At 60.5% G+C, this 15,329-nt stretch carries 17 protein-coding genes; 10 read left to right on the forward strand and 7 right to left on the reverse strand.

Annotated features, from left to right (window positions below):
- Positions 1-4 precede the first annotated feature (4 nt).
- Both nth and QQ992_RS22365 read left to right on the forward strand, forming a co-directional pair.
- Positions 5-643 (forward strand): endonuclease III, encoded by a 639-nt coding sequence (gene nth, locus QQ992_RS22360; protein ID WP_119368968.1) that lies wholly within the window; start codon positions 5-7, stop codon positions 641-643.
- A gap of 104 nt (positions 644-747) precedes the next feature.
- Positions 748-924, forward strand: a complete 177-nt coding sequence (locus QQ992_RS22365) for a PA3496 family putative envelope integrity protein (protein WP_286111078.1) — start codon at positions 748-750, stop codon at positions 922-924.
- 56 nt (positions 925-980) lie between these two features.
- Here QQ992_RS22365 and QQ992_RS22370 read toward each other — a convergent pair whose 3' ends face one another.
- Entirely contained in the window at positions 981-1,604 is a 624-nt protein-coding gene (locus QQ992_RS22370; RefSeq protein WP_019096559.1) for a response regulator transcription factor, read from the reverse strand.
- A gap of 369 nt (positions 1,605-1,973) precedes the next feature.
- Between QQ992_RS22370 and QQ992_RS22375 the strand changes: the two genes are divergently transcribed.
- Positions 1,974-2,441 (forward strand): hypothetical protein, encoded by a 468-nt coding sequence (locus QQ992_RS22375; protein WP_286111079.1) that lies wholly within the window; start codon positions 1,974-1,976, stop codon positions 2,439-2,441.
- Positions 2,442-2,511: 70 nt separating this feature from the next.
- Here QQ992_RS22375 and QQ992_RS22380 read toward each other — a convergent pair whose 3' ends face one another.
- Together QQ992_RS22380 and QQ992_RS22385 are read right to left on the reverse strand one after the other, a co-directional pair.
- Positions 2,512-3,729 (reverse strand): argininosuccinate synthase, encoded by a 1,218-nt coding sequence (locus QQ992_RS22380; RefSeq protein WP_119368966.1) that lies wholly within the window; start codon positions 3,727-3,729, stop codon positions 2,512-2,514.
- Between the two features lie 228 nt (positions 3,730-3,957).
- Positions 3,958-4,923, reverse strand: a complete 966-nt coding sequence (locus QQ992_RS22385; RefSeq protein WP_286111081.1) for a flagellar protein MotY — start codon at positions 4,921-4,923, stop codon at positions 3,958-3,960.
- A gap of 130 nt (positions 4,924-5,053) precedes the next feature.
- Here QQ992_RS22385 and pyrC point away from each other — a divergent pair, with 130 nt between their 5' ends.
- Positions 5,054-6,100: a dihydroorotase gene (gene pyrC, locus QQ992_RS22390; protein WP_016713746.1), complete on the forward strand. Its 1,047-nt coding sequence runs from the start codon at positions 5,054-5,056 to the stop codon at positions 6,098-6,100.
- A gap of 59 nt (positions 6,101-6,159) precedes the next feature.
- Positions 6,160-6,771, forward strand: coding sequence for a ribonuclease T (gene rnt, locus QQ992_RS22395; protein WP_225917480.1), 612 nt, complete (start codon positions 6,160-6,162; stop codon positions 6,769-6,771).
- 135 nt (positions 6,772-6,906) lie between these two features.
- Here rnt and QQ992_RS22400 read toward each other — a convergent pair whose 3' ends face one another.
- Entirely contained in the window at positions 6,907-7,509 is a 603-nt protein-coding gene (locus tag QQ992_RS22400) for a peroxiredoxin (RefSeq protein ID WP_012273884.1), read from the reverse strand.
- 224 nt (positions 7,510-7,733) lie between these two features.
- On the opposite strand from QQ992_RS22400, the gene QQ992_RS22405 reads away from it, so the two are divergent.
- Positions 7,734-7,952 carry a bacterioferritin-associated ferredoxin gene (locus tag QQ992_RS22405; protein WP_045185737.1) on the forward strand — a complete coding sequence of 73 codons (219 nt, stop codon included), beginning with the start codon at positions 7,734-7,736 and terminating at the stop codon, positions 7,950-7,952.
- A 201-nt stretch (positions 7,953-8,153) separates the two neighbouring features.
- Positions 8,154-8,627, forward strand: coding sequence for a bacterioferritin (gene bfr, locus QQ992_RS22410; protein WP_060497889.1), 474 nt, complete (start codon positions 8,154-8,156; stop codon positions 8,625-8,627).
- Between the two features lie 57 nt (positions 8,628-8,684).
- Here the strand turns inward: bfr and grxD are convergent, their stop codons facing one another.
- On the reverse strand, positions 8,685-9,020 hold the full coding sequence (gene grxD / locus QQ992_RS22415) for a Grx4 family monothiol glutaredoxin (RefSeq protein WP_016713741.1): 336 nt from the start codon (positions 9,018-9,020) through the stop codon (positions 8,685-8,687).
- A gap of 91 nt (positions 9,021-9,111) precedes the next feature.
- Positions 9,112-11,220, reverse strand: coding sequence for a molybdopterin oxidoreductase family protein (locus QQ992_RS22420; RefSeq protein ID WP_286111084.1), 2,109 nt, complete (start codon positions 11,218-11,220; stop codon positions 9,112-9,114).
- Positions 11,221-11,593: 373 nt separating this feature from the next.
- Here QQ992_RS22420 and argF point away from each other — a divergent pair, with 373 nt between their 5' ends.
- On the forward strand, positions 11,594-12,514 hold the full coding sequence (gene argF / locus QQ992_RS22425; RefSeq protein ID WP_016713738.1) for an ornithine carbamoyltransferase: 921 nt from the start codon (positions 11,594-11,596) through the stop codon (positions 12,512-12,514).
- Positions 12,511-13,620, forward strand: a complete 1,110-nt coding sequence (locus tag QQ992_RS22430) for an ABC transporter ATP-binding protein (RefSeq protein ID WP_286111086.1) — start codon at positions 12,511-12,513, stop codon at positions 13,618-13,620. Before argF ends, QQ992_RS22430 begins: the two co-directional genes overlap by 4 nt.
- 37 nt (positions 13,621-13,657) lie before the next feature.
- Here the strand turns inward: QQ992_RS22430 and ybaK are convergent, their stop codons facing one another.
- Positions 13,658-14,128: a Cys-tRNA(Pro) deacylase gene (gene ybaK / locus QQ992_RS22435; RefSeq protein WP_286111087.1), complete on the reverse strand. Its 471-nt coding sequence runs from the start codon at positions 14,126-14,128 to the stop codon at positions 13,658-13,660.
- 303 nt (positions 14,129-14,431) lie between these two features.
- On the opposite strand from ybaK, the gene QQ992_RS22440 reads away from it, so the two are divergent.
- Positions 14,432-15,283: an MIP/aquaporin family protein gene (locus tag QQ992_RS22440; protein ID WP_286111088.1), complete on the forward strand. Its 852-nt coding sequence runs from the start codon at positions 14,432-14,434 to the stop codon at positions 15,281-15,283.
- Positions 15,284-15,329: the final 46 nt, after the last annotated feature.

Here is a 15,329-nt window from a genome sequence, read left to right on the forward strand (position 1 = left end):
TTTCATGAATGCCGCCAAACGCCTGGAGATTTTTCGCAGGCTGCACGAAGACAACCCAGACCCGAAGACAGAACTGGCCTACACCACCCCGTTCGAGCTGCTGGTCGCCGTGACACTGTCCGCGCAATCCACCGACGTCGGCGTCAACAAGGCCACTGCCCGCCTGTTCCCCGTCGCCAATACGCCCGAGGCCATCTATGCCTTGGGCGTTGAAGGCCTTAGCGAATACATCAAGACCATCGGGCTATACAACAGCAAGGCCAAGAACGTCATAGAGGCCTGCCGGCTGCTGATCGAACGCCACGCCAGCCAGGTGCCACAAACCCGCGAAGCCTTGGAGGCGCTGCCCGGTGTGGGCCGCAAGACCGCCAACGTGGTGCTCAACACAGCGTTCCGCCAACCGACCATGGCGGTGGACACCCACATCTTCCGGGTGAGCAACCGCACGGGTATTGCACCTGGCAAAACGGTGCTGGAAGTGGAGAAGAAACTGGTCAAGTTCGTGCCAAAAGATTACCTGCTCGATGCCCACCACTGGCTGATCCTGCACGGGCGCTACGTGTGCCAGGCACGCAAGCCAAGGTGCGGCAGTTGCAGGATCGAAGATTTGTGCGAGTACAAGCACAAAACCTCCGACGATTGAGGCGATAGCTGGAAACCCCTCACCACGATTGAAAAAATCTTTTTTACCGGCGTCTGCTTTCTGGTTATAAGGACGGCCAATGGCCCCTTGGCTTGGAGCGACTCATGAGTAGCGATAAAGACGACCTGTCGATCGAAGATGATTTTGTTGCCGCAGACGATGACGCGGAGCCCCAGGTGGAAACCGCAAAGACCAACCTGAGCAAACGCCGCACCATCGATAACATGCTGGAAGAACGGCGCCTGCAAAAGCAGTTGGCCGATTTCGACTACGACCTGTAAAGCCGGACCTGTAGCCTTGGCAAAGCCTCCTGACTGGAGGCTTCAAGGCTTGGCAGTCAGTTCAGTCCTTGCCGCTGCGCCAGCTCGATCAGGTCGACCAGCGACCGTGCATTGAGCTTGAGCAGCAGCCGCGACTTGTAGGTACTGACCGTCTTGTTGCTGAGGTACATGCTGTCGGCAATCTCCTTGTTCGAACGCCCTCGCGCCAGTTGTTGCAGCACCGTCATTTCACGCGCGGAGAGGCGATTGACCATGTCCACCTCGCTTCCCGCCCCCCTGCCACGTGACGCATGCAAGGCCTGGTTGGGGAAATAGCTGTAACCCGACAACACCGCCTTGATGGCGCTTAACAACTCGGTAAGTTCCTGCTGCTTGCACACGTATCCCGCAGCGCCCGCCTGCATGCAACGCATCGAGAAGTTGCCAGGGGCCTGCGATGTCAGCACCAGTACCTTACTAGCCGGGCTGAACGTCGTCATGCGGGCGATCACCTCCAGACCATCCAGTTTCGGGATCCCGATATCCAGCACCACGATATCCGGCAGGTGTTGCCGAGTAAGCTGCAGCGCAGCCACCCCATTATCGGTCTCCGCCACGACGTCATACCCATGCCGCTCCATCAGCATGCGTACGGCCAGGCGTATGACCGGATGATCATCCACGATAAGCACTTTATTCATGCGATATCCATTCATTCATTGTTTTGCTTTGGCACGCCACGATAACCGACAGGACGCTTGCTGGCGCGGCGATTTACTGACGAAACTCATGGACAGACAAAACTTACAACACTTACAGAAATTTCCTACACTTCATGACCAAGGTTGTAACAAACGCGCTCCTTAGTACCAAAACAACGGTATCACCCGCCTGCAAAAACGCACCAGTTGAAAACTGAACATCTGCTGGCGAAACGTCCAACTCAAACGCGCTGAAAAAACAAAGCCGAGTGGCTTTATGTCGATTATTCCTCACCGGGAAAACAATCCAGTCTTTAGTTGAGTACCGCAGTAAGGTAATGATGGGCAAAACCGCTGGAGATGGCCCACATGACCCAAGCACAACCTGTTGCCCCGCTGACGATCATTGCCATCTTCGCGGGGATTATCGAAGCCTCCGCCCTTGCCACACTGCCTTTTCTCAGTGAGTCCAGCCAAAAGCTCTACACCTGGTTCCTGGTAGGCTTTCCGTTCTTTCTGACGGCACTGTTTTTTCTCACACTCAACTTCAATTACAAGTCGTTCTACAGCCCGCCACCAAACAAGATGGCACACGACAAAACGCCAACTGTGAACAGTGTCATCAGTGATGCCCCTGAGGCGGCGCAAGGCGAGCCTGTCACGTTCATGTTTTCCGGCCCCGACGCCTATCGCATGATGGAACAACAACTCCTGCATGTACTTGCCCAACCGCCCGTGCCGCCCCGAATATGGCGCTTTTGCAACCTGGACAAACGTCAATGTGCGCAGCTGTCGATCAGTGCACTCGAGGGTGATGTTGTGAGCCAACACAGTTGAATGCCCTGACTTTTCTGCACGCAAAAAAAACCCCGGCTCAAGCCGGGGTTTTCATTGCACGAGCGCGCAATCAGAGCATCGAACGGCCCTTGTTGGCGGCAATGCGCATGCGCAGTGCGTTCAACTTGATGAAGCCTGCAGCATCGGCCTGGTTGTAGGCGCCGCCATCTTCCTCGAAGGTCGCGATGTTGGCATCGAACAGCGAATCGTCCGACTTGCGGCCAACCACGGTAACGTTGCCCTTGTACAGCTTCAGGCGCACGACACCGTTCACGTTGACCTGGGAAGCGTCGATCATCTGCTGCAGCATCAGACGCTCAGGGCTCCACCAGTAGCCGGTGTAGATCAGGCTGGCGTACTTCGGCATCAGCTCATCTTTCAGGTGAGCGACTTCGCGGTCCAGGGTGATCGACTCGATGGCACGGTGGGCCTTGAGCATGATGGTGCCGCCAGGGGTCTCGTAGCAGCCACGCGACTTCATGCCGACGTAACGGTTTTCCACGATGTCGAGGCGGCCGATGCCGTTGGCACCACCGATACGGTTCAGGTCGGCCAGGACGGTGGCCGGGGTTTTCTCGACGCCATCAATGGCAACGATGTCGCCGTTGCGGTAGGTCAGCTCGATGTAGGTCGCCTGGTCCGGGGCGTTCTCAGGCGAGACGCTCCATTTCCACATGTCTTCTTCGTGCTCGGTCCAGGTATCTTCCAGGACACCGCCTTCGTAGGAGATGTGCAGCAGGTTGGCGTCCATTGAGTACGGCGACTTCTTCTTGCCGTGGCGCTCGATCGGGATGCCGTGCTTTTCGGCGTAGTCCATCAGCTTCTCGCGGGACAGCAGGTCCCACTCACGCCACGGGGCGATGACCTTGACGCCAGGCTTGAGGGCATAGGCACCCAGCTCGAAACGAACCTGGTCGTTGCCTTTGCCGGTGGCGCCGTGGGAAATGGCGTCAGCACCGGTTTCGTTGGCGATTTCGATCAGGCGCTTGGCGATCAGCGGACGGGCGATGGAAGTACCCAGCAGGTACTCGCCTTCGTAGACGGTGTTGGCGCGGAACATCGGGAACACGAAATCACGCACGAACTCTTCGCGCAGGTCGTCGATGTAGATCTCTTTAACGCCCATTGCCTGAGCCTTGGCACGGGCCGGCTCGACCTCTTCGCCCTGACCCAGGTCAGCGGTGAAGGTCACCACTTCGCAGTTGTAGGTATCCTGCAGCCACTTGAGAATCACCGAAGTATCAAGGCCGCCGGAATACGCCAGTACGACCTTTTTTACGTCCGCCATGCCATCACTCCACGGGGTTGTACGGAAAGGGATCGATTCTAACGGCCTTGCAGATAAAATTACAGTGGGGCGACAGCTTCTGACGACAAAGCGACAGGAACTTTCGCAAGCGCGACGGGGTGCATGCCTCCACATCTCTAGCGCCTATCAGATCGAGCGCCGCGCGGGCGGCGCTCGATCTGATAGGCGCTGAAGACCTTGTGGTGAGCACCTATGGCCAATACGGTCTCAGGGCGCCTTCGCCCCCGGCGCGGCAGCAGCCGGGCTGGCTGCGGCTGGAGCTGGGGCCGGAGCAACAGGCGCCGCTGGCTCAACCGGTTTCTCTACCGGTTTCACAACCACCGTAATCTGGTCCAGCTCGATATTCACCCGTCGATTTCGCGCCCGGTTGGCAGCACTGTTGTTCTTCACCAACGGGTATTGCTCACCGTGGAAGCGCACGATGATCTGATCCTCCGCCACGCCATGGGCCTTGAAGTAATCAGCCACCGCCAGCGCGCGACGGCGCGACAGGTCACGATTGGTCAGGCGGTTGCCGCTGTTGTCGGAGTGGCCGTCGAGTTCGATATGGTTCACCGTAGGGTCGGCCTTCATGTAATCGAGGATCACATCCAGCCGTGCACGCGCCGACGCGTCCAGGTCGGTGCCGCCCCCCGGGAAGCCCACCTGCGTCTGGCGCACCTGATCGAAATTCATCGGTAGCAGCTTGCCGGCACAGGCCAGGTAGTCGCTGTAGGCCTTGGCGAAGCTGACCGGCAGCACACGCACTTCCATCGACTTGCCGGCTTCACCCGCATAGTTGCGCACCACCGTGCTGCGCCCGTCGAGCAGGCCATTGATCAGGCGGCTGGCCTGGCCTTGGGACGAGCTGAACAACACACCGGTACGGGCCATGCGCACACTGCCCAGGTTGATGTCGCCGCGCCCGGGTTGCCATGGGGCCGCCGCTGCCAGCAAGCTGGCGGTGCCTGCACCCAGTACGTTGCTGTCCGAGCGCAACTGGAACACCGGCTGCTCACCCGCCCGGCGCACGAACTCACCGCTGCCGAAACCTTCGATCGGCTGGATCAGGCGGCACTCGAACTGGTCACCCTCGACCTTCCAGGCAATGTTTTCCATGCGCGTCTGGAAAGTCAGTGCACCGGCCGGCAGGCTGGCGAACAGGGTCAACAGGGCTAGGTAACGCTGGCGCACGGGCGGCTCCACAAATTCTGACGGCTTACCTGCAGGCTATCGGACGCTGGCCGGAAAACTTGATAGCCGTGCTCGACCCAGGGTTTTCCGGTAGCATTGGGGCTTGAGTTCGACCCGCCTGGAATCCCCAATGTCCGATCGCCTGACCCTCCTGCGCCCCGACGACTGGCACATCCATCTGCGCGATGGTGCCGTCCTGCCCCACACCGTTGGCGACGTGGCGCGTACCTTCGCCCGTGCCATCATCATGCCAAACCTGGTTCCACCGGTGCGCAATGCCGCCGAGGCTGGCGCCTACCGTGAGCGCATCCTCGCCGCGCGCCCGGCCGGCAGCCGCTTCGAGCCGCTGATGGTGCTGTACCTCACCGACCGCACCAGCCCCGAGGACGTCCGCGCGGCCAAGGCCAGCGGCATCGTGTACGCTGCCAAGCTGTACCCGGCCGGCGCCACCACCAACTCCGACTCGGGCGTGACCAGCATCGACAACATCTTCCCGGCCATCGAAGCGCTGGCGGAAGTTGGCATGCCCCTGCTGGTGCATGGCGAAGTGACCCGTAGCGAAATCGACGTGTTCGACCGCGAGAAGCGCTTCATCGACGAGCACATGCGCCGCCTGGTCGAGCGCTTCCCTACGTTGAAAGTGGTGTTCGAACACATCACCACCGGCGATGCCGCGCAGTTCGTCACCGAGGCCCCGGCCAACGTTGGCGCGACCATCACCGCCCAGCACCTGCTGTACAACCGCAACCACATGCTGGTTGGCGGCATTCGCCCGCACTTCTACTGCCTGCCGATCCTCAAGCGCAACACCCACCAGGTGGCGCTGCTGGATGCGGCCACCAGCGGCAACCCGAAGTTCTTCCTCGGCACAGATTCGGCACCTCACGCCCGTCACGCCAAGGAAGCCGCCTGCGGTTGCGCCGGTTGCTACACCGCCTATGCGGCCATCGAGATGTACGCCGAAGCGTTCGAACAACGTAACGCACTGGACAAGCTGGAAGGCTTTGCCAGCCTGCACGGCCCGGCTTTCTATGGCCTGCCGGCAAACACCGACACCATTACCCTGGTCCGCGAAGAATGGACCGCCCCGGACAGCCTGCCGTTTGGCGAGCAGACGGTAATCCCGCTGCGCGCTGGCGAAAAACTGCGCTGGCGCCTGCTGGAGGACAACGCGTGAGCGAAGACCTCTACGAAGACGACCTGGACTCCCAGGGCAGCAGCGGCTCTCGCCACCCGATGGCCGAGCGCTTCCGTGGCTACCTGCCGGTCGTGGTGGATGTGGAAACCGGTGGTTTCAACAGCGCCACCGATGCCCTGCTGGAAATTGCCGCCGTCACCATCGGCATGGACGAGAAAGGCTTCCTGTTCCCCGAGCACACCTACTTCCACCGGGTGGAGCCGTTCGAGGGTGCCAATATCGAAGCCGCGGCGCTGGAGTTCACCGGTATCAAGCTGGACCACCCGCTGCGCATGGCCGTCAGCGAGGAAAGCGCGCTGACCGACATCTTCCGTGGCGTGCGCAAGGCGCTCAAGGCCAATGGCTGCAAGCGGGCGATCCTGGTCGGCCATAACAGCAGCTTCGACCTGGGCTTCCTCAATGCAGCGGTAGCGCGCAACGACCTGAAGCGTAACCCGTTCCACCCGTTCTCCAGCTTTGACACCGCTACGTTGGCGGGCCTGGCCTATGGCCAGACCGTACTGGCGCGCGCCTGCCAAAGTGCGGACATCGACTTCGACGGGCGTGAAGCGCACTCGGCGCGATACGACACCGAGAAGACGGCAGAGCTGTTCTGCGGCATCGTCAACCGCTGGAAAGAAATGGGCGGCTGGCGCGACTTCAACGACTAGAAGCTTCAAGTTTCAAGCTGCAAGCGACAAGGAAAAGCAGGCCGCATGCGCTCAGTTTTTTCTTGAAGCTTGTAGCTTGAAACTTGAAGCTAAAAAAACCGGCCACGAAGGCCGGTTTTTTTATGCGAGCGGCAATTACAGCTTGCCGGCGTTCTCGCTCAGGTAGGCAGCAACGCCTTCTGGCGAAGCGTTCATGCCTTTGTCGCCTTTTTTCCAGTTGGCAGGGCAAACTTCGCCGTGCTCTTCGTGGAACTGCAGGGCGTCAACCAGGCGCAGCAGCTCGTCCATGTTACGGCCCAGTGGCAGGTCGTTGATGATCTGCGAACGGACAACACCGTTGGTGTCGATCAGGAAGGCGCCACGGAAAGCCACGCCGCCTTCGGACTCGACGTCGTAGGCTTTGCAGATTTCGTGGGTCATGTCGGCAGCCAGGGTGTACTTCACCTGGCCGATGCCGCCGTTGTTGACCGGGGTGTTACGCCAGGCGTTGTGGGTGAAGTGCGAGTCGATCGACACGCCGATCACTTCAACGTTGCGGGCCTGGAAGTCCGGGATGCGGTTGTCCAGGGCGATCAGCTCGGACGGGCAGACGAAGGTGAAGTCCAGCGGGTAGAAGAACACCAGGCCGTACTTGCCCTTGATGGCCGAAGCCAGGTTGAAGCTGTCGACGATCTCGCCATTGCCCAGCACGGCCGGAACGGTGAAATCGGGGGCTTTCTTACCAACGAGTACGCTCATTGTAATCTCCTGATGAGGGTGAAAAACCGTTTGCCGGGCCAGACGGGCTTGCCCGACATCCAACAAAGGCCGACCATCATACACGGCTTCTGATGACAGGCCGAATCCATCAGGCAGGCAACCGCCGGTCGCTCAAGCACGGCCCTTCCAGAAAGCCCTTTGACAAGCATTCTCATTAACATTAAGCTCCAACCCATCGACTCAACCCGCGATGGTCAGCCCTTATGTATGTGTGTCTTTGTGTCGGCGTTACCGACGGACAGATCCGCGATGCGATCTATGAAGGATGCTGCAGTTACAAGGAAGTGCGAGCCGCGACCAATGTCGCAAGCCAGTGTGGCAAATGCGCCTGCCTGGCCAAGCAGGTGGTCCGTGAGACCCTGACCGAGCTTCAGGTCAGCCAGGCAGCCCTGCCCTACCCCGTAGAATTTACCGCAGCCTGAAACCCCAGAATTCAAAGAACCGGACCCTGTGTCCGGTTTTTTTATGCCTGTAATTCAATAAGTTAGCGCCGCAACGCGGTTCACAAACATTCTTATTCCTATTAATTTTCACTTATTATTCAATAACTTAGGTTTGACACTCCTAAGTATCGGGATCAAACTTCACTGTATTGGCACACTTCTACAGGGCAGGAACCCGCAATGAAAGGCGACGTAAGCGTCATCCAGCATCTCAACAAGATCCTCGGAAACGAGCTGGTCGCGATCAACCAGTACTTCCTGCACGCACGCATGTACGAAGATTGGGGCCTGAACAAACTCGGCAAGCTCGAGTACAAGGAATCCATCCACGCGATGAAAGACGCTGACAAACTGATCAAGCGTATTCTCTTCCTCGAGGGCATCCCGAACGTTCAGGACCTGGGCAAGCTGATGATCGGCGAGCACACCAAGGAAATGCTCGAGTGTGATCTGAAGCTTGAGAAGAAAGCCCTGGTAGACCTGAAGGCGGCCATTGCGCATTGCGAAACGGCTGGCGACTTCGGCTCGCGTGACATGCTTGAAGATATCCTCGAGTCCGAGGAAGAGCACATCGACTGGCTGGAAACCCAACTGGGTCTGATCGACAAGATCACTATCGAGAATTACCTGCAGTCGCAGATGGGCGAAGAGTAATTCTTCAGCGCATAAAAAAACCCGCGATCCGCGGGTTTTTTTATGCTTGCCGGAAAATCAGGCTTCGGAAGCCTTGGCCTTGGCAGCCGCTTCCTTGATCAGGGTTTGCAGTTCACCCTTCTCGAACATTTCCAGCATGATGTCGCTGCCGCCAACCAGCTCACCGGCTACCCACAGCTGTGGGAAGGTCGGCCAGTTGGCGTACTTTGGCAGGTTGGCGCGGATTTCCGGGTTCTGCAGGATGTCGACGTAGGCGAACTTCTCGCCACAACCCATCACAGCCTGCGATGCCTTGGCCGAGAACCCGCACTGCGGGGCATTCGGCGAGCCTTTCATGTAAAGCAGAATGGTGTTGTTGGCAATCTGCTCTTTGATCGTATCGATGATATCCATCTAGCACCTCAGCTGAACTTTCCGACGCGGTCGTCGGCACGGTGACGCATTGTAACGGAAAGCCGAGCGGCGTGCTCGGCCTTACCATTGCTCATGCGGCCTCTACCTGCACGGGCACGCCATTGAGTGCAGCGTTGCCGGAAACCGCGTCCCGAAAGCGCTCGTCGGTCAGGTCATTGGCACTCACGCCGGGTTGTGTCTGGGCGATCTGCATGTGCACGCCCTGGCGGCCATGGCCGAAGCCATGGGGCAGGCTGACCACACCCGGCATCATGTCCTCGCAGGCCTCCACCTCGACTTCGAGGGCCCCCGTGCGCGAGCGGATACGCACCCGCTGGCCGTCCTGCAGGTGCCGCTGCTGCAAGTCTTGCGGGTGCATCAGCAACTGATGACGCGGCTTGCCTTTCACCAGGCGATGGAAATTGTGCATCCACGAGTTGTTGCTGCGTACATGTCGGCGGCCAATCAGCAACAGTTCGCCGGCTATCGGAGGCGCCTGTTGCGCCAGGCGCTGCAAGTCGTCCAGCAACACTTGGGGGGCCGCTTCGACAGCCTTGCTGGCAGTTGCCAGGCGCCCGACGAGGTTACTGCGCAAAGGCCCGAGATCGAGCCCGTGCGGGTGATTGGCCAGTGTCGCCAGCGAGAGCTTCCATGGCGTCGCCTCACCGTAGCGCCCTTTGCGCAGGGCCATGTCGATCATCTGCGCCGGGGCCCAGGTCGGTTTCAACTCCAGCTCGGCACGCCTGGCAAACGCCTGCGCCAGGCCGACGAAGATTTCCCAATCGTGCAGCGCGCCTTCCGGCCTGGCCAGGATCGCCCGATTGAAACGGGTGACGTTGCGCACGGCCAGCAGGTTGAAGGTGCTGTCGTAGTGGTCGTTTTCCAGCGCGCTGGTGGAAGGCAGGATCAGGTCGGCATGCCGGGTGGTTTCGTTGATGTAGAGGTCGATGCTGAGCATGAACTCCAGCCCCTCCAGCGCTGCATCCAGCTGGCGACCGTTAGGGGTGGATAGCACGGGGTTGCCGGCCACTGTCACCAGCGCGCGAACCTGCCCTTCGCCTGGCGTCAACATCTCTTCTGCCAGGGCCGCCACGGGCAGCTCGCCACCGTACTCGGGCAAGCCCGATACCCGGCTTTGCCAGGCGTTGAAATGGCCACCCGAGGTGGTCGCCACCAGATCGACGGCAGGCTCCGTACACAACGCGCCACCTTCACGATCGAGGTTGCCGGTCACCAGGTTGATCAGTTGCACCAGCCAATGGCAGAGGGTACCGAAGGCTTGGGTAGAGACACCCATGCGCCCATAACACACGGCCTTGCCTGCAGCGGCGAAATCCCGTGCCAGCTGGCGGATATCCGCTGCGGCAATACCACAATGCACGCTCATGGCCTCGGCGCTGAGCGACGCAAGCGCTTCGCGTACTTGTTGCAGGCCGTTGACCGGCAAGTGCGAACCCTGCGCCAGGCCCTCCTCGAACAGGGTGTTGAGCAAGCCACACAAAAAGGCCGCATCGCCACCGGGGCGAATAAACAGATGGGTATCGGCCATGGCCGCCGTCTCGCTGCGCCGCGGGTCCACCACTACCAGACGCCCTCCCCGCCCGCGTAGGGCCTTCAGGCGCTTCTCTACATCGGGCACGGTCATGATGCTGCCGTTGGAGGCCAGCGGATTGCCGCCGAGAATCAGCATGAAGTCGGTCTGGTCGATATCCGGGATCGGCAGCAGCAGGCCATGGCCGTACATGAGGTGGCTGACCAGATGTTGTGGCAACTGGTCCACCGACGTGGCCGAGAAACGGTTGCGCGTCTTGAGCAGGCCAAGGAAGTAGTTGCTGTGGGTCATCAGGCCATAGTTGTGCACGCTCGGGTTACCCTGGTACACCGCCACGGCATTGCGCCCGTGCGCCTGCTGGATCGCCCACAGCTTGTCGGCGGCCAGGGTAAAGGCCTCGTTCCAGCCAATGGCCTCCCAGCGCTCCCCCACCCGTTTGTGCGGCTGGCGCAGGCGGTCGGGGTCGTTCTGGATGTCTTGCAGGGCCACGGCCTTGGGGCAGACATGGCCGCGGCTGAACGGGTCCTCGGGGTCGCCTTTGATCGAGCTGATCAGCGCCCGCCCATCGTCTTCGTGGCTGACTTCGATGTTCAGCCCGCAGATCGCTTCGCACAGGTGACAGGCACGGTGGTGCAGGGTCTTGGTCATGGCCGCCTCTGCCTTGTTGTTGTCGAACAGTGACTATGCGCCCGGCCCCTCCCCCGGGCCAGCGCCCTTCGCCGCGTGAATCCACCGACATCAGGCGCACGATTCGCGACAGCCATTTGCCAAATTGCCAGCAAGCCGTGTACAACCCTGTGTAGTAAATAAAAAACAGCACCGGCCAGCGGGTAAAGACACCCTTTGCAACATCCTTTCGAATAGGCCGCTGTTTCCCCCTTGGCTTGAGGCGACATTTACTTATAGTATTGCGCCTTTCCCTATTTCGTCCGCCCCGTGCGGCTTACGCCGCAGGTCACTCCCGTTGTCAAAAAAAACCATACGGTCGACCTGCATACCGTTGCAGATAAGGTAGTCAATCATGAGCGCTAGGCACTTTCTCTCCCTGCTGGACTTCACCACCGACGAATTGCTCGGGGTGATCCGCCGCGGCATCGAGCTGAAGGACCTGCGCAAGCGAGGCGTGCTGTTCGAGCCCCTGAAGAACCGTGTATTGGGCATGATCTTCGAGAAGTCCTCGACCCGCACCCGGGTGTCGTTCGAAGCCGGCATGATCCAGCTCGGTGGCCAGGCCATCTTCCTGTCGCCGCGCGATACCCAGTTGGGCCGTGGCGAGCCGATCGGCGACAGCGCGATCGTGCTGTCGAGCATGGTCGATGTGGTGATGATCCGTACCCACGCCCACAGCACCCTGACCGAATTCGCCGCCAAATCGCGCGTACCGGTCATCAACGGCCTGTCCGACGAGTCGCACCCGTGCCAGCTGCTGGCCGACATGCAGACGTTCCTGGAACACCGCGGTTCGATCCAGGGCAAGACCGTGACCTGGATCGGCGACGGCTTCAACATGTGCAACTCCTATATCGAGGCTGCCCGGCAGTTCGATTTCCAGCTGCGCATCGCCTGCCCCGAAGGCTACGAGCCGGATGAACGCTTCATGGCGCTGGGCGGAGACCGCGTGCAGATCATCCGTGACGCCAAGGAAGCCGTACGTGGCGCACACCTTGTGGTCACCGATGTCTGGACTTCCATGGGCCAGGAGGAGGAAACTGCACGGCGCCTGGCGCATTTCGCGCCTTACCAGGTCACCCGCGAACTGCTCGACCTGGCGGCACCCGATGTCCTCTTCATGCACTGCCTGCCCGCCCACCGTGGCGAGGAAATCAGCCAGGACCTGCTCGACGACCCTCGTTCGGTCGCCTGGGACGAGGCTGAAAACCGCCTGCATGCACAGAAGGCGCTTCTCGAATTCCTTGTAGAACCGGCTTACCACCACGCATGAGTCAACCCCTACTGCTCAACCTGCGCAACCTCGCCTGCGGCTATGGCGACCAGCGCATCGTCCAGAACCTCAACCTGCACCTGAATGCAGGCGACATCGGTTGCCTGCTGGGTTCATCCGGTTGTGGCAAAACCACCACCCTGCGCGCCATTGCCGGCTTCGAGCCGGTGCATGACGGTGAAATCCAGCTGGCCGGCGACGTCATTTCCCGCGCCGGCTTCACCCTGGCCCCGGAAAAACGCCGCATCGGCATGGTGTTCCAGGACTACGCGCTGTTCCCGCACCTGACCGTGGCGCAGAACATTGCGTTTGGCATCGCCAAGCACCCACGCCAGGCCGCCGTCATCGAAGAGATGCTCGAACTGGTCAAGCTGGGCGGCCTGGGCGGGCGTTATCCGCATGAGCTGTCTGGTGGCCAGCAGCAACGGGTCGCGTTGGCCCGTGCACTGGCGCCAGAGCCGCAGTTGCTGCTGCTCGACGAACCGTTCTCCAACCTTGACGTGGAGCTGCGTCGGCGCCTGAGCCACGAGGTTCGCGACATTCTCAAAAGCCGCGGCACCAGCGCCATCCTGGTGACACATGACCAGGAAGAAGCGTTCGCCGTGAGCGATCAGGTCGGCGTGTTCAAGGAAGGCCGCCTGGAGCAGTGGGACACGCCCTACAACCTTTACCACGAGCCACAGACGCCATTCGTGGCCAGCTTCATCGGCCAGGGGTACTTCATCCGGGGGCAGATGAGCAGCCACGAGGCGGTCAATACCGAACTGGGTGAACTGCGCGGCAACCGCGCCTACACCATGGCGCCAGGCAGCTCGGTGGATGTGCTGCTGCGACCGGACGATATCGTGTATGCGCCGGACAGCGCGCTGAGGGCGGCTATCGTGGGCAAGAGCTTCCTGGGGGCATCGACCTTGTATCGCCTGCAACTGCCGACCGGCAGCCAGCTGGAAGCGATTTTTCCCAGCCATGTCGACCATCAGGTGGGTGGGGATGTGGGGATTGCGGTGAAGGCCGATCACCTGGTGCTGTTCCCGGTACCGGGCAGTGTGGCGGCGCAATTGCCGCGCCAGGAGAACGGGGTACGTCGGTACAGTTCGGCGACCTGACTTTAGATCCTTGGGGCCGCTTTGCGGCCCCAGATACTCAGCCTCTGCCGATCCCGGCAAACTTGCCCTGGGTATGCTCGGCCAACACCGCTGCGGCCAACTCCACTTCCAGCCCACGCCGTCCAGCACTGACATGGATAGTTGTAAAGTTCTGCGCTGAATCATCAATGAACGTCCGCAGACGCTTCTTCTGCCCCAACGGGCTGATCCCGCCGACCAGATAACCCGTGGCGCGTTGCGCCGCCGCAGGGTCGGCCATTTCGCACTTCTTCACCCCCGCAGCATGGGCCAGGGCCTTCAGGTCCAAAGTGCCCACCACAGGCACCACCGCCACCAACAATTCCCCCTTCTCGCTGCTCGCCAACAACGTCTTGAACACCTGTTGCGGGTCAAGCCCAAGCTTTTCCGCTGCCTCCAGGCCATATGACGCCGACTTCGGGTCATGCTCATAACTGTGCACGCGGTGCTCGGCACGGTGCTTCTTCAACAGGTCTAGGGCGGGGGTCATGCAGGGGCTCCGGTCTTGGACGACTCGGCGGCTACTTTAGGACAATTCCCACATCCCAGCCAGCGCACCGCAATTGGGCGCCTCTAGCACGGGGATCCGCGGCTGATTTTAGCGGCCATATCGTGACTAGTCGTTCACTTTCGACCTTTGACATCAGCGTTTCTTGTCTATATTTTTTCGTTTCTGAATAAATGGTGCACTTATAAGGTGCATTTCCTACATCTGCCCGGGGTCAATGGGGATAGACACCGGGCTTTGCTGTCGAGCGCCACGCGCCTCACAACAAAAAAAACGAGGTCATACATGACGACTGCTCTACGCCAACCCACGCTGTCCAGCCAATGCCTGGCCGAGTTCCTCGGCACCGCCCTGCTGATCTTTTTCGGTACCGGCTGCGTTGCCGCCCTCAAGGTCGCCGGCGCCAGCTTCGGCCTATGGGAAATCAGTATCATCTGGGGCGTCGGCGTGAGCATGGCGATCTACCTCACCGCCGGCATTTCCGGCGCGCACCTGAACCCGGCCGTGAGCATCGCCCTCACCCTGTTTGCCGGCTTCGACAAGCGCAAGCTGCCCTTCTACATGCTGGCCCAGGTGTGCGGCGCGTTCTGTGGCGCAGCGCTGGTGTATACCCTGTACAGCAACCTGTTCTTCGATTTCGAACAGGCCCACACCATGTTGCGCGGTAGCGAAGCCAGCCTGGAGCTGGCCTCGGTGTTCTCCACCTACCCACACCCGTCGCTGTCCACCGGCCAGGCATTTCTGGTGGAAGTGGTGATCACCGCCATCCTGATGGCCGTGATCATGGCCCTGACCGACGACAACAACGGCCTGCCACGCGGTGCCATGGCTCCGCTGCTGATCGGCCTGCTGATTGCCGTGATCGGCAGTGCCATGGGCCCCTTGACCGGCTTCGCGATGAACCCGGCCCGCGACTTCGGACCAAAACTCATGACCTTCCTGGCCGGCTGGGGCGAAATCGCCTTCACTGGCGGGCGGGATATTCCTTATTTCCTGGTTCCGGTGTTCGCACCGATCCTTGGCGCCTGCATGGGTGCCGCGACCTATCGCGGCCTTATCGCCCGCAACTTGCCAACGGCACCTGCCGCGAACCCTGAGACAAATGACATCCGCCAGGGCGATACTCAAGCCAGTTGATGCCGGCATCACGCCCAGCCCTGACCCCCTATTTTTGCAAGGCCTA

The sequence above is a fragment of the Pseudomonas kurunegalensis genome, assembly GCF_030291635.1.
GTDB lineage: Bacteria > Pseudomonadota > Gammaproteobacteria > Pseudomonadales > Pseudomonadaceae > Aquipseudomonas > Aquipseudomonas monteilii.